This window comes from Paenibacillus sp. BC26 (assembly GCF_900116125.1).
GTDB classification, from domain to species: Bacteria; Bacillota; Bacilli; order Paenibacillales; family Paenibacillaceae; genus Paenibacillus_Z; species Paenibacillus_Z lignilyticus.
In genome coordinates, this window is record NZ_FPAD01000001.1 from 2,771,564 (window position 1) to 2,785,997 (window position 14,434).

Genomic DNA, 14,434 nt, shown 5'->3' on the forward strand with positions numbered 1-14,434 from the left:
TTCAATATCCATTCCTGCATCCGTTTCCCATACTTCACACTTTTGGGACACGCAATAATAAGAAATGCTTTTGTCGTAGGTTCCCGTTCGCACATTCTCGATGTTAAGCGTTAGAACAGGAATATTCGTATTGGTTTTAGATGTAAAAGCTAATGTAGAAGTGTGTCCGATATTTCCCAGAAATTCCACTTGGATGTTTTGTTCTGTTGACATTAACGGATCATCCCTTCTTAACTGTTTCATCTTGGCAACCTCTCATTACCATTCAGCGATTGAACCGTCCTCATGTCGCCAGATTGGATTATGCCAATCATGGCCGATCTCAGCTTGCTTTTTGACATAGTCCTCGTTGATCTCTATTCCTAATCCCGGACCTTGCGGAATTGTTACGAACCCGTCCTTATAGTCAAAGACAGTCCGATCCTGCATGTAGTCAAGCAGATCGTTCCCCTTGTTATAATGGATGCCCAAGCTTTGTTCTTGGATAAACGCATTGTGCGCGGTTGCATCCACTTGCAGGCAAGCAGCCAATGCGATCGGACCGAGCGGACAATGAAAGGCAACCGCAACATCGTAAGCTTCCGCCATAGATGCGATTTTTTTGCACTCCGTGATTCCTCCCGCGTGCGAAAGATCGGGTTGAATGATGTCTACACATCCGTCTGCCAACAACGATTTGAAGTCCCAGCGGGAGAACATTCTTTCCCCGGTCGCAAGCGGTATGTGAGTATGTCTGGAGAGTTCCCGCAATGCTTCATTGTTCTCGGACAATACCGGCTCCTCAAGAAACATCGGGCGATAAGGTTCCAGTTCTTTGGCGAGTACTTTCGCCATCGCCTTATGAACTCGGCCGTGAAAGTCGATTCCGACTTCCAATTGATTACCGACCGCTTCCCGAAGGGCGGCAATACGCTCCACAGCTCGATCAATCTTGACATAAGAATCAATGTACTGTAATTCTTCGGTCCCGTTCATCTTGACTGCAGTAAAGCCTCTTTCAAGTGCCTCTTTGGCCGAAGCTCCTACATCGCTTGGACGGTCACCGCCGACCCAAGAATACACGCGAATCTTATCACGGCATGCCCCGCCGAGCAGTTGATAGATTGGCGCATTGAAATATTTCCCCTTGATATCCCAAAGCGCCTGATCGATCCCGGCAATCGCGCTCATCAGAACGGGACCCCCTCGGTAAAACCCAGATCGGTACATCATATTCCAATGATCCTCAATACGCAGCGGATCCTTACCGATTAATACATCCATCAATTCTTTTACCGCAACCGCTACCGTCGAGGCGCGCCCTTCAACGATTGGTTCTCCCCACCCATACAAGCCATCGTCCGTCTCAATTTTCAAAAACAACCAGCGAGGCGGCACTTGATAAAGACTATAGCTTTTGATTTTCATATAAGACCGTCACTCCTCAAATTAACAAATTCGGCTGTTATTACGGTTTTCATAATAATCCGGATTCGTTCCCAGTGTCTTCAATACAGGCTCCGTGATTCGGTTCAGCCGATCGATTATCTCTGTGGGTAATTGATAATACGCCCCCTGGATGTTCATCTCCAATTGTTCGACATTGCGCGAGCCGACAATGGATGTCACGATTCCTTTATTGGCGATCACCCAGGCCAGTGACAACACGATACTATGAATATCTAGTTCATCCGCGATGCGGCGAATTTCTTGCAAAGCGTACAAGATTTCCTGTTCTGCACCTTCTTCACCGTGACGCGTCCCTTGGCCCCGACTGTGATGAAAATGCCTGGAGCGCGTTTGCATCGGCTTCATCTCGTCGATCGAATGATATTTGCCAGACAGCAACCCCTGTAAGAGCGGCATATAACTAATTACCCCGATCTCATTCTCCGCGCAATACGGAAGAATGCTTTCTTCAATCGCCCGGGAAAATAAATTATAAGCCATTTCATTGGCGATAACCGGGACCCCGGTCCGTTTGACTTCTTCCATCTGTTTGATCCCATGATTGCTGATGCCGATATGGCGAATCTTCCCTTGCTTCTGTAGATCAAACAATGCCTGAAACCCTTCATGCAAATCCGGCGGCTTTGCAATCCGATCTTGATCCTTAGTAAAGTGAGCAACGGCATGACCGGAAATCGGCCAATGCAACATATACAGATCAATATAATCGGTCTGTAATCGCTTCAAGCTGTTGTCGCAATGCTGCACCAATACATTCGGATACATATTCGACGTGCTGATTTTGCTCCCAATGATCGCTTGTTCCCGTCTGCCTTTCAATGCACGGCCTAGTGAAATTTCACTTTCGCCGTCATTGTATACTTCAGCCGTATCAAAGTAATTGATGCCGCTGTCAAGCGCCCGGTGAACGACGGCATCGACATCCTGTTGATCTTGCGGCCCCCAATAGGTTCCGCCGCCGAACTGCCAGCATCCAAGCCCAAGTACGCTTAGCGCAAGCTCCGAGTTGCCAAGTTTTCTTTTCTCCATATTTCACCTCCGGAAGCAAGAAATTAAGGCCGAACAACGCCCTTTTTCAAGATTAGATTCCCTTTGAAGGCGGTATCGCTTGTAATGACGACGGCAAATGCTTTCTTCGCCCTCTCATAGAAATCAAATCGATCGATATATTCCAAGCCGGCAAAGTTGCCTGACAACCGCTCAATCGTATCCCCGTACGTTTGCCAAACAACCGGAGTTTCTTGCCCGGGAAGCAAGGACATGACCGCACAAGGCTGCTTGACAGCGTAATCGAGGGGAAACAGCGGCAGCACAGCTTCCAGAAAATCGATAATGCGATGCCCATCTGCACGAACTAAACGCTGCGCACATGAGACTGCCGGAAAATTGCCATCCGCCAATACGAGCTCATCCCCATGACCCATCTCCATCAGAATCTTCATCAATTCCGGTGAAATAATCGACGGTATGCCGAATAACATGCTATCCCTCCTCCCACCAAGGCCCGATTACAAGTTATAGATGTTTTGCGCGTTCCGATACATGATTTTCTCTGCAAAGGACATCGCGCGCCGTTCATCGAAATATCCATCTCTCACTTTCTCGGACAACACTTTGGTCAACACATGACGGAATGCCATTGCGGCGCCTATCGATTCCTCGGAGGTCTGGCAATCTCCGCCCCAAGTGATATGGCCGGAATCGAACAGGACTTCAATATAAGTATGCAAGGCCTCGACCGCGCTCGTCGTCGAAATCAGCGGCAACCAATTGATATCCAGCACGACATTTCTGTAATTGTGCGCAATGCCTGCAGTTTCTTTGACCCACGGGAATCCGCCATGGAAGAAAACGAATCTAGTTTTAGGGTTTCTTGCAACGAACGGCTCCAATAGGATCGGGCTTGAGCCTGACAATTGCGCAAGTCCGGTATGAAGCTGGATCGGCAAATCCAGTTCGGCGCAAAGCGGGGCAGTCAGTGACATGACATAATCGCCAAACTTGAGCTTCTCTTGCTCTGTGAGCAGCTCCGGCGACTTTCCGTAAATACCCAAAATTTCTTCGCGCGTAACAGGTAGGAAGCTGATCGTGCGTTGATAAGCGATTGCATTCTTCAAGGCCACGATCCCCGGCCTTCTTGAGCGAAGTTCATCCCTAAGCGCATCCTCAAACCCGCTCAGCGTATTCACTTTACCCGCCAAGTTCGGGGAAATCTGCTCTTGGACGAGCTCCGGCGTATAAGCGGTCATCCATTGATCGATACGGTAGACAGCGGAGACGATCTCCGGATGACCCAAATCGATTCCGGTATCCCAGAAGCAGTCCTCCAAAAACCGGATGTAGCGGCCATGCTCGCGCAGCAACCGAATATGACTATCTTGTTGTTGATGCGTTTCCTGGATGCGGCTAGAAACGTACGCCCAGTTCGCTTCCGTTATCTGACCCGTGCCGTAAATGCGCTGAATCGCCTTCTCCAGCCAGACAAAATAAGAATTATATCGAACGCGCTCCAGCCAGATTTGCCGTTCCTGCGCTGTTTTGTCCCGAGGAAGTCCATGCCAAGCGATGTAGGCGGTCGATAGAAGCTTGTCTAAATCTAGCGACTTGTGGAAAGCGTCCTCCTGATGATGTTCATGGGTACTGATAATATCCGTTTGGTTGATGAATTCACTTAACGATTGCAGCGTGTCCGACATCGTGTACCTCCTTCATTCTCCCGATCATCCTATCGTCAACTCAACAACTTAAACGCGAAGCAAGCTTTGCGCCAGAATCTTTTCGGCGACCTCCATCGTTTTTATCGCATCGCCGAAATGCGATTGCGGCAGCGCCCCGCTCTTCAAACTATCGATAAACTCGCGGTGTTTGTTCTGGAACCCGCCATAGATGAACAATTCGTCGCTGCCTGACACCTTCTTGGCATCGTACTCGATCCCCTTCGTATCACCGTCCGCATACAAGAAACCTCTTGTTTCATGCTCTGCTTCTACGCAAATATTAGGCGCGTGCATTTCAACGGCAAATATCCTGCGGCCGCTGGACCAGCTATTAATCAAATAGCCGCTCGAACCATTATCGAAATGTAATGTTGCCGATATAAAATTGATATCCGGAACGCCGATCCGTTTCGTTTCGCTCTCAATGGCCACGACGTTTCCCCCGCACATCCAACGAACCGTATCGATCGAATGCACCGTATCATCCATCATCCGGTCGCGCGCCGAGAGGAACGGCGTAATATCCGACTTGTAAAACTTACAACCTGCATGCGTAATCGGCCCGCGCTTCAAGCATTCGTCCCGCAGTTGTGAAACCATCGTGGAACTGCGTCTTTGAAGGCTGACCTGGGTAATGCACTTGTTTTTCTCCGCCGTATACGCAAGCGACATGGCTTGATGGATCGTGATCCCTAACGGTTTCTCGATATAAAGATTTATGCCTTGTTCCAGTACCCACATCCAAATGTCATACATAATATGAGGCTGACCAATCGCATAAACAGCGTCTGGCTGTACTTCAGCGATCATCTTCTTGTAGTCCGTATATCGATTTGCAATCTCGTACTTATTCGCTGTTCTCGTCAGCGCATCGGTGTTGAGATCGCAAATGCCCGCAATTTCCACATCAGCGAGAGAGGCCAGCGACGGGTAATGCACACTATTCGCCATCCAGCCAGCGCCAATAACCGCCACTCTTACTGTTGAACTATTTATTTTCCCCATCTTGATTCCTCCTGTTTATCATCTGAATTATCCCTCTCGACCAAGCAAGGATCTCACTTGCGCGACATCTATCGCGATATATTCGTCGACTTTATGTTCATCCGTATATTCGGCCGTCATCGTGATCACGCCGTTATAATTCCGTTTCTGCAGATAGGCGATTACGCGCGGCCAGGGAGACATTCCGTGGCGACCCAGCGTGAAATGGCGCTCGAATTTAGCCTGTTCCGCTTCCGGACCGTTCACCCTTTGATAGTAAGCGTTCTTCAGGTTGACCATGCCTAACTGCGACCAGACGATATCCAGACCATGCTCGGGCGCCAGACCGGTTAAACCGTCATGAGCGGAATCCCATATCGCTTTTATGTACCGAGAATCAATGCCTTCAAGCAGATGGAGCAGTCCCATTGCGTCGATGACGCTGCTGCCGTAATGCTGTTGCACGCCGATCTGGACATTATACTTCTGGCACAGAGGCAGCAGCGATTCGAGATATTGTCGTTCCCTGCGCTCAGACGCCATATAGCCCTCTTCGAACGTGATGCTGGTCATAATCCGGATCATGGGGACGGAAGCTTCCGCGCATGCAGCGAACACACGCTCATCCGGCGTACTCGCGACGCTGAATACAGACAGATTGTATTTCGCTAGCTCGCTGACTAGCTTCGGCAGCCCTCTGTCCGCATCTTTCGGCTCTACCTGGTAGCCGTCTCGGAGTGGGAATTCAATCCCATCGAAGCCAAGCCCGCTGATGTTTTCCGCGATTTCGGCTACCGACTGCGTTTTCCATGGTTTTGTAAAAACTGATAATTGTATATTTGAATTCGACATATTCCCAAATACCTCCTTTTGTTATCACGAACTCGCTAGACGATTGTTATTAGAGCTTCCGCATGCTGACCAAGCTGCACATCGTCAACCGTTACATCAACGCCAATCCTAGCTCGATATTGCCTCGAAACATCAGAGAGATTCACAGTAAACATGGCCTTAAATGTTTCTTTTGGTTGAAGCTCGACATCTGCCGCATGTAATTCCATCTGCCACGCCGACGGGAAAACAAGTTTAAGTTGCACCGATGCCATATGGGCCAGCGGATTTACCACTTCGACTTCCAACGCTATCTTCTCACCGGCTTTTACAGTTTGTTGATAGGGATAGATTCTTGCACAAGAACCATCTGCGCCTAAATCGATCGTCTCTACCGGAAGCAGCTCATTGTGCAATTGCTCTAGCACTTCACCATTATCGCGAAGCAGCTCCAAATAGCTCGGTTCAACCCAAACAGGAGGCCAGTGTCCGGAAATGATCAATTCGGGCTGAAGCTGCAGGTATAGATTACCGCTTGCAGTGTAATCACTAGCACGAAAACGATTCTTATAAATGTAGTTCCAAATGTCGCCCGAATTAGCCTGCTGATCTCCAATGGCAACTACCCGTTTGCCGTCCGCTTCGAATGAAATCGCGACCGCATTCAGTGCGTGTCCCGCCTGCTCGTACAGTGTAAACTCATATTCTTCCCAAGTGAACGGTTTGCCGAGCGGAACAACCCGGTCAACGGGGATCCGATCAAACCAAATGCAAGGCAAATCGTAGCGCGCCGGATCTTCCAGGATATCCGCGAAATTGTCCGCCGCCCACACGCTTGTGCCTTCTACATCCCGCAGCAGGTTGAAACCGGCAACATGGTCATCATGGAAATGAGTAGGTAAAACGACATCGATCCTCGTCACTCCGAATTGTTTTTTCAACTTTTCTATGTTATACAGCCAAGGTCGGCGAGCGGACCTGTCGTAACCGGCAGCGCAGCAGCCGACTCTGAAATCATATCCATAATCGATCAGCAGTGCCTTGCCGCTATCCGACAACAGCACGAAAGAATTAGAAACCGAAGTCTTATTCATCAACAAATGAGGGGTGATGATTTCGTAAGGCTGCTCGCGCAATTCCAGAAAATCACGATTTGATTTGCGGAATTTCAGGAGCCGATCAAACCGCTCCAGCAACTGATCAATTGCAGATTCAGGTGAATCCATCGGTGATCCATGAGAGGGAAGTAGTAGATCCGGCGCACGGTCTTTCAGATCGAGCAAAGAAAGATAGCCCGCCACGACCCCTTCGTCGCCGTGGTACGTCCACTGCGTCGCCGACATCGACCATACTTTCCCAGGGGCATAAATAAGATCGCCGGTAAAAGCAATGTGCCAATCATTCTCATGTACGAGGAAGGAAACCGCGCCAAGCGTGTGTCCGGGCGTTGGAATCACAGTCAGTTTTATGCCATTGAAAACATGGACCGCGTAGTCGGTCAATGTCTTCCATACGGGCACGGATTCCAGCAAGGAGAAGCGGTCCTGGCGAACATTATAATTGTTGTACACTTCCCTTGCTTGCCATCTCTCATCAACATTCTGAAACATTTCCTGCTCTGTATGTGGTACCCAAATGCGAATTCCTGCTTGCGCGGCACGGGACAGCCCCTGCCCTTGATCGCGGTGATGGTGGGTCATCAGGACATCTGTAACAACCGACACGCCTATCGATTTCAGATGATTGAGTACATCTCCTGAACCGAAATCGATTAACGTCGCTTTATCGCCATTTCGAATGATATATACATTGCAGGTGTCCTTATAGCAGAAAATATTTTCGGTTATCTGTTGAATTGACAAGGGCTCCATTTCCTTTCCCTATGAAAATGAACCATTATTGAAGATATTTTCTTAGAAAAGCAACCGTCTTGTTGACTGCATCGCTATAATTTGCTCCCAAGCCATGACCTGCTCCCGGATACGAGACAAACTCATACGCTACACCGACTCGGGCAAACTCTTCTGCCATAATGACGGATTGCTCATGCGGTACATCCGTGTCGTTATCGCCATGCAGCAGCAAGGTTGGCGGATATGCTTCCGTTACATTGCGGACCGGACAGTAGGGATCAAATGCGCGCGGCTCCGTTTTCGGATCATGCCCGGCGACAATATTCGGCCAAAGCCCGTTTTGCCGACAGTAGAGATATAGATTCTCCTCACGGGAGGCAGGCGGTTGCTTACAATAATGATCATCCGGCTCCGCATACCATTTCCCTGCGACATCGCCATAACCGAAGAAGGACACCAGCGCAACCGGTTTGGGTTCTACGCAAAATCCGGCCATCAAGGTCAAATAACCGCCAGCCGAACTTCCGATGACTGCAAGGCGATCGGGATCAATTTGGAACAAAGCAGGCCCTTGCTCACGTACCCACCGAAAAGCGTCTTGCAAATCTTCAATAATAGATTTCAGCATCACTTGCGGGGAAAGGCGATAGTCAATCGAAACAACCGCATAACCTTCCTCCACGTACTTCATTAATTCTTGCTTTCCGAGATTTGTTCTACTCCCCCCCATTAAGCAGCCACCATGGATCCATACAATAACGGGACGAATCCGTTCATCCGACTTTCGGAATACATCAGCTTGAATGTTAACGCTTTCAACAACCTTATAAGTATAAGTTCGTTCGATCAACTGTTCCTGAATCATAGCAACATTCACCTCCAACGAATTTAGTTCAATTCCTACGATAAGATACATCTTACCTACGGAAAAATCATACTATCGCCCCTTCACTTATGTCAAGATTAAAATTATTATCAAACGGCGTTTAATTGATATTGCCCTGCCTTCATACACAATATGGTAATAATAGACGCATTTTTACATGTTCTTCCCTTTACGCTGATCTTGCAGCTAAAAAACTGCATTCCGGAATAGAGTTTTATACGCTCCACATCTACAACACTATTGTTGCAATACGCATAAACTCTGATATAATTTAATATAACGCATACTTTTGTAAACTTTTTAATCAGGGAGCAGATCGGTAGATGGCCAGAGCTAACGTGGGAAAAGATCAAAAAGGCACGAAGACAAGCATCATTCAAACGCTTCGCATTAACGGATCCGTCGCCAGAATCGATTTGGCAAAGTTGACTAACTTAAGCAGAGCCACAATCTCCATTTCAATTGCAGAACTAATTGAGTCCGGGCTAGTTCAAGAAACCGAGTCCAAGTATTCTACTGGTGGAAGACCCGCTACCATTCTTGAACTTACACCAAATTCCAAAATTATTGTCGGCGCCGATTTCAGCAATAATTTATGGACTTTAGGAGCTTTCGACTTACTGGGCAATGTCGTCCACAAAGCGATTATTCCGGTAAACGGAAACTCCCCCATCATCACAATCCAAACGTTAATTGATCACTTGAGCGATTTTTTGAAACAGATTAATGCGAACCCCATTGAGTTACTTGGATTAGGGTTGCCTGGGTTGGTGGATATCAATCGAGGAGTCATTAAAGGAGCTTACGACTTAGGATGGTATAATATCGAAATTGTGAAAATGATCCAAGAACAATTCAATTGGCCTACTATCGTTCTGAATCGACATCGTGCCAGAGGGTTGGCAGAATGCCGCTTCGGTGCAGGTAAGGAATTTTCCCATCTTGTGTATATCGGGGTCGGCACGGGAATTTCCGCCGGAATATTCAATAACCGGGAACTTTTATTCGGCGCTATCGGCGGAGCTGGTGATTTGGGGCATGTCACAATTGACCCGAACGGCCCATTATGCCCTTGCGGCAACCACGGTTGCTTACAGCAGTTAGCAACCGGACCGGTTATGGAGCAAGAAATCCGCATGTTGTTAAGGTCAGGGAGAACTTCTAGCATTTACACCTCGTCTAATTTTGACCTGCAGCATATTACTTCTGACATGATATGCCAAGGCGCCGACGCTGGGGACGAGCTATGCATGGAAGTTGTAGAGAAAGCCGCAACCAATCTGGGAATCGCCATGGCGAACCTGATCAATCTATTAAATCCGGAAGCTATCATTCTCGGCGGCCCTATTCCCATCAATTGTGATTTTTACGTAAAAATCGCAACAAAAGTCATGCATCAACGATCGATGAACCCACTATCTGCCAATGTCGTGGTCAGGAAAGGACAAATCAACGAAATGGGCGGAGCGTTAGGGGCTGCGAATTTTGCACTCGATCAAAATCTGGAGTACTCTCTATTCAATTCGTAAGGAGCAATGCCGGATAAAGCGAGAACTTTACTATAGTCTCGTGACCGACCATACTGGCGGTTACGAGACTATTCTTATGATTCAATCAGATGAAGAGATAAAACTAGCCTTCATATGCCGGTTGCTCTGACGATATTGTCCTGGCGTACGACCGAAGCTTTCCTTGAATGTCTTGCTGATAGAAGCAGCATCGCCAAGCCCGCATTGCTCGGAGATAAACGCAAGCGTATAATCAGACTCCACAAGCATTTGCGCGGCTTTGCGCAGTCTCATTGACCTCAGCATCTGCATCGAGGAGACGCCGAACAACTTCTTGAAGGCGCGATTAAAGTAACCGGGATGCAGATGCAAAATCCGCGCAAGCACCGTACTCGTAATTTTATCACCGAGATTGTCCTCCATATACTTCACCACTTGAAGGAAGCGATCCCCTTCTCCAGAAGTGACCTCCGGACGCCCAGGGCTTCCCGCTGCGATCCAACTCGATACGATATATTCGAGCAATTGCAACGTCAAACTAAACGCTCTGTAATCGCGCAGCGGTGAGTGCTCCCCATTCCAAACGCCCAATAGATCATCAAATACACGAGCATAAGCAGTCTCATCGAGCAGTTTAACGACTTGCGCAACCGGAAAACGGTGAAAAAACTGTAGCTGAGTCATGTCCTTCATGTCGATCAGCATCCACAAATGAATGCCTTTTCCTGTTGCAGTCTCACTGAATGGAACTTGAGGAGGATAGATCATCACGTCGCCAGAGCCCGCAATATAGACGTTACCTTCGGTTCTCGACTCCACCTGGCCCTCAAGGACAAAGGACACCGTCCAGTACGGCTTGATCATGTCGAGGCGGAACTTGTCATAGACTGCCCGCTCCACATGGTAGAGAGAGAAATCAAATTTCTCTCGTACGCTTAGACTGGCACGCATGAATCCTCCTCCTCTCGTTGCACGAATGAGTATAGGTGATTTACTAAGCCAATGAACACTTACACTGCGTCAGCATCATTATCTAGCGCCTTCAACAGCGATACGTCAAGATGTGCTTTACCATCCTTGGCGACAACCATTTTCTTGAATACTGTTCCCGTCTTCACGTTTTTCGTATGTGTCGGAAAATATTGCAAAATATACCCTTTACGAATGCTATCGCTCACGTTGGGACCGCTTCGGTGGAATAGCAGTGACGAGAACACAACCATGCTGCCTTTTTTCAACGGCACCGGTGTACCCGGGTCATCGCCGAAGTAGCATTGCCAGCCGATCGGCGTATTCTTATGCTCCACAATCCCTTGTTTGTGAGATCCTTTCATAACCCAAATGCAACCATTTTCAATGGTCGCGTCTTCAAGCGCAATCCAGCACGTCACATACTGTTCGGATAACACATTTCCATAACCGTTATCCTGATGCCATGGAAAATCTTTGAGCGTCTCCGGCCGCTTGTATACGGCTTGATCCCAATAGAGGGCGATATCAGGACCGAGAATTCGCATCGCTATATCTACGAAACGATCGTCAGCGCAAAATTTTTGGAACATCTCGTCCTTTTTCACCAGGTGAGGCGTAAATGTAATTTCTTTGACACGGTTAATGCCGCTATCCAATTTACCAGAGTTAAGCATCGCCTCTTCGTCAGCAAGGACGACTCGGTCAATTTCGTGCTTGAGATCATCCATCTCGGTTACAGTAAACAGATTATTCAAAATAAAATAACCATCTTCCTCGAATTGATGCAGCTGTGTTTCAGTCACCATCGTTTAACAGCTCCTCATTAATAGATACTTCATGCTCAGCATATCGTAAGTAATTGGAGTACCACTATGGCGAAAAGAAACTTCATTTTGTAAAATCCGAACCTCATTCCACATTACTCAATCCCGTGATCGGTATGTATTCTCCGATAGATATTGGGTGAAACCCAAGTATGGTTTTTAAAGGTGCGATAGAATGTGGACAGGTTCTCGAAACCGACTTCAAAGCATATCGAAGATATCTCTTTTTCCGTTTCGACTAACATCTTCTTCGACAACTCGATCCGGACTTCTGCAAGATAATGCACGGGCGTTATTTTATAACGTTCTTTAAAAATATTATTCATATGCCGAACACCAAGTCCTAGCTTGGACGAAAGATCATTGGAATCCGATATTTCAAAATAATGGTTATCGATATAGTTGCGCAGTTTTTCAGCTCGGACGTCGTTTGCATCTGTCACCTGGTATGATGATTCCTGTCTCGCAACTATAAGCAATATTTCCGAGAGATAGATTTTCATGGCTAAGTAGTTGAATGCATTACCTTGTGTTTGCTCGAAAATCATTTTACGCAGCAATTGTTGAAGCTCCCTTCTACCGAATGGCAGAGGTGCAATAAATCTGGAGTGTTTAAAAAATTGTTGGAGCAGTTCATACGTGATCGCAGAATCCAACATATCTTGATTGAAAGCAAGTACAAGCACTGTTAATTTGGAATCCGAAATAATGGAATGATTCGTATACGGTGTAATGAGAACACCGCAGTCTCGCTTGAGCGCGTACGATTTGCCGCTTAACAAGATTGTTCCGCTACCGTCCAATACATATAGCATCTGGTGAAACTGATGGTGATGTTCGTTAATCAGGTTACCTTCGGGATGTTTATTCTCATAAATATCTATTCCGTATTTGAGATTATACAATGTTGTTTCGGACATATCTCACACCCCTATGAAGAATAACGATACGAGAAATTTGCAGTTATCACGTATTTATATTCTTCATAGCGAGACGTTCTCCTTGCACACATGCACAGAAGTAAATGCTGGAATAGACCGCACCTCGCAAGAAGCGTGGCAGTGCGGTCTATTTGAAACATTTAACCTTTACGTGCTCTAACTAGCATGTTGACGGATATTCAACTCCCACTCTCACCAAGGAGCTTTACGCCCATCGGGCATATTCTGTTGGAACTCCGCGAGATAATTCGAGATTTCCGTTTGGACATCTTCTACCGTACGCGCATCGTCCTGAAGGAAGTATTCGATCCACCTTTTCCCATATCGGACATGGTTGACTTCGTCAGACCAGTCCACATCGGCGAGCAACTGAGACCGGAAATCCCGTTGCTGTTCGTAATAACGTACCCGCTCGCTCTTACGCGGCATGAAGAACACTTCAAGCCCCAGTGTCAAGTAACAAAGTCGGTGAAGCAGCGGCATGTTTCTCGATTGTTCGAACAACACCATGTTGATTTTGTTCGGCTCTCTACCCAGCTCGCGCAGCCGGATCGCTCCGAACTCCGCGTGGCGCACCTCGTCCCAGAAATGATGGGCGATGTCCATAAAGTACTGACGTGGAGCATTCAATTTCCAGGATTCATAAATAACCGTGGCCAATTGAGCCGCCGCGTAAAACTCATTGAAGTACACTTCGAATTCCCCAATGCAGCGTTCTCTAAGCGGCAGTGACTTTTTGGACTCATATGTGCCCATCTCCGCTGTCTGCAACCTTTCATCAAAATGAATCGACATTGGCCATTCGAAGCGTATCGATTCAACTGGCCTGGATACGGCGCCTCCCTCCCGAGGTTGCATCCCACCGATACCGCCGGTTACCCGTAGCAAACTGTCGAGATAGCAAGCCCAAGCCCGAGTCGCCTCTCTGTTCTGGGCTCCAGACGGCTCTGTATGTCCCAATTTTTCGAGATCCGCGATTTCCTGGGCGACATCCTGCAACAGCCTCCGTAACATCCGAATCTCCAAAGCGTTTGCGGAAGCATCGGTTGCATCCAGATGCTCGCGATAGGCTGCCTCCAATCGATGTAAAACGAGGATCAGCCCTGCCGTAAAGCCTTCCTTGTCAGGCGCATGTAAGATTTCTTCCCCAAACCGGTCCAATTCCGGTTCTAGATTGGCATTGCGATTCCCGCCGCGCATTTCTTCCAATCGGCCATGTAATTCATATAACCTTTCCGAATGCGCGAAAAGAGCGTAACCAAGTACAATTTTGGTTTCCCAATCCGGATTTTTCAGAAACCAGCCCGCTAATGCTCTGACGCAACTATGCTCGATATAGGCATAGCGACGGAACAAATCGACGGTTTTGCCGATCTCCAAACCACCTTGGGCGCGGCCGACAACATATGTCAGCAATTCACCACTCATGTGATCCTCTCCCTAAGCGCTATCAGGCGATCGATTCCTTT

General features: G+C 47.7%; 13 protein-coding genes. 1 reads left to right on the plus strand and 12 read right to left on the minus strand.

The annotated features are described in order from the left end of the window. Window positions 1–258: 258 nt before the first annotated feature. From dgoD to BM412_RS12125, 8 genes are read right to left on the minus strand one after another with little or no spacing between them, the layout of a single operon-like run. The gene (gene dgoD / locus BM412_RS12090; RefSeq protein WP_091218021.1) at window positions 259–1,407 is read right to left on the minus strand and encodes a galactonate dehydratase; all 1,149 of its coding nucleotides are present in this window, start codon (window positions 1,405–1,407) and stop codon (window positions 259–261) included. Window positions 1,408–1,428: 21 nt separating this feature from the next. After that, entirely contained in the window at window positions 1,429–2,478 is a 1,050-nt protein-coding gene (locus BM412_RS12095; protein WP_091218024.1) for an aldo/keto reductase, read from the minus strand. Window positions 2,479–2,501: 23 nt separating this feature from the next. Further along, window positions 2,502–2,930 (minus strand): RbsD/FucU family protein, encoded by a 429-nt coding sequence (locus BM412_RS12100; protein WP_091218026.1) that lies wholly within the window; start codon window positions 2,928–2,930, stop codon window positions 2,502–2,504. Between the two features lie 27 nt (window positions 2,931–2,957). Further along, window positions 2,958–4,145, minus strand: a complete 1,188-nt coding sequence (locus BM412_RS12105; protein WP_091218029.1) for an amidohydrolase family protein — start codon at window positions 4,143–4,145, stop codon at window positions 2,958–2,960. Between the two features lie 48 nt (window positions 4,146–4,193). After that, window positions 4,194–5,171 (minus strand): Gfo/Idh/MocA family protein, encoded by a 978-nt coding sequence (locus BM412_RS12110; protein WP_091218031.1) that lies wholly within the window; start codon window positions 5,169–5,171, stop codon window positions 4,194–4,196. 27 nt (window positions 5,172–5,198) lie between these two features. Next, a complete protein-coding gene (locus tag BM412_RS12115) occupies window positions 5,199–6,002 on the minus strand; it encodes a sugar phosphate isomerase/epimerase family protein (RefSeq protein ID WP_091218033.1) in 804 nt (267 codons plus the stop codon). A gap of 35 nt (window positions 6,003–6,037) precedes the next feature. Further along, window positions 6,038–7,843 (minus strand): MBL fold metallo-hydrolase, encoded by a 1,806-nt coding sequence (locus tag BM412_RS12120; protein ID WP_218163142.1) that lies wholly within the window; start codon window positions 7,841–7,843, stop codon window positions 6,038–6,040. 34 nt (window positions 7,844–7,877) lie between these two features. Then, window positions 7,878–8,699: an alpha/beta hydrolase family protein gene (locus tag BM412_RS12125; RefSeq protein ID WP_177245800.1), complete on the minus strand. Its 822-nt coding sequence runs from the start codon at window positions 8,697–8,699 to the stop codon at window positions 7,878–7,880. A 344-nt stretch (window positions 8,700–9,043) separates the two neighbouring features. Here BM412_RS12125 and BM412_RS12130 point away from each other — a divergent pair, with 344 nt between their 5' ends. Continuing rightward, window positions 9,044–10,249: an ROK family transcriptional regulator gene (locus tag BM412_RS12130; protein WP_091218041.1), complete on the plus strand. Its 1,206-nt coding sequence runs from the start codon at window positions 9,044–9,046 to the stop codon at window positions 10,247–10,249. 81 nt (window positions 10,250–10,330) lie between these two features. Here the strand turns inward: BM412_RS12130 and BM412_RS12135 are convergent, their stop codons facing one another. The 4 genes from BM412_RS12135 to BM412_RS12150 all read right to left on the minus strand — a co-directional run bounded on the left by BM412_RS12135 (window position 10,331) and on the right by BM412_RS12150 (window position 14,393). Next, window positions 10,331–11,179 (minus strand): AraC family transcriptional regulator, encoded by an 849-nt coding sequence (locus BM412_RS12135; RefSeq protein ID WP_091218044.1) that lies wholly within the window; start codon window positions 11,177–11,179, stop codon window positions 10,331–10,333. Between the two features lie 59 nt (window positions 11,180–11,238). Beyond that, complete coding sequence (locus BM412_RS12140; protein ID WP_091218047.1) at window positions 11,239–12,006, minus strand: phytanoyl-CoA dioxygenase family protein; 768 nt, start codon at window positions 12,004–12,006, stop codon at window positions 11,239–11,241. Between the two features lie 113 nt (window positions 12,007–12,119). Beyond that, the gene (locus tag BM412_RS12145) at window positions 12,120–12,944 is read right to left on the minus strand and encodes a helix-turn-helix domain-containing protein (protein ID WP_091218049.1); all 825 of its coding nucleotides are present in this window, start codon (window positions 12,942–12,944) and stop codon (window positions 12,120–12,122) included. Window positions 12,945–13,157: 213 nt separating this feature from the next. Beyond that, window positions 13,158–14,393: a DUF455 family protein gene (locus tag BM412_RS12150; protein WP_091218052.1), complete on the minus strand. Its 1,236-nt coding sequence runs from the start codon at window positions 14,391–14,393 to the stop codon at window positions 13,158–13,160. Window positions 14,394–14,434 lie beyond the last annotated feature (41 nt).

Coding starts and splice junctions, on each gene's coding strand:
- BM412_RS12100 (WP_091218026.1), bottom strand. CDS start 2,930: ATGTTATTCGGCATACCGTCGATTATTTCACCGGAATTGATGAAGATT.
- BM412_RS12110 (WP_091218031.1), bottom strand. CDS start 5,171: ATGGGGAAAATAAATAGTTCAACAGTAAGAGTGGCGGTTATTGGCGCT.
- dgoD (WP_091218021.1), bottom strand. CDS start 1,407: ATGAAAATCAAAAGCTATAGTCTTTATCAAGTGCCGCCTCGCTGGTTG.
- BM412_RS12115 (WP_091218033.1), bottom strand. CDS start 6,002: ATGTCGAATTCAAATATACAATTATCAGTTTTTACAAAACCATGGAAA.
- BM412_RS12095 (WP_091218024.1), bottom strand. CDS start 2,478: ATGGAGAAAAGAAAACTTGGCAACTCGGAGCTTGCGCTAAGCGTACTT.
- BM412_RS12135 (WP_091218044.1), bottom strand. CDS start 11,179: ATGCGTGCCAGTCTAAGCGTACGAGAGAAATTTGATTTCTCTCTCTAC.
- BM412_RS12150 (WP_091218052.1), bottom strand. CDS start 14,393: ATGAGTGGTGAATTGCTGACATATGTTGTCGGCCGCGCCCAAGGTGGT.
- BM412_RS12105 (WP_091218029.1), bottom strand. CDS start 4,145: ATGTCGGACACGCTGCAATCGTTAAGTGAATTCATCAACCAAACGGAT.
- BM412_RS12145 (WP_091218049.1), bottom strand. CDS start 12,944: ATGTCCGAAACAACATTGTATAATCTCAAATACGGAATAGATATTTAT.
- BM412_RS12130 (WP_091218041.1), top strand. CDS start 9,044: ATGGCCAGAGCTAACGTGGGAAAAGATCAAAAAGGCACGAAGACAAGC.
- BM412_RS12140 (WP_091218047.1), bottom strand. CDS start 12,006: ATGGTGACTGAAACACAGCTGCATCAATTCGAGGAAGATGGTTATTTT.
- BM412_RS12125 (WP_177245800.1), bottom strand. CDS start 8,699: ATGATTCAGGAACAGTTGATCGAACGAACTTATACTTATAAGGTTGTT.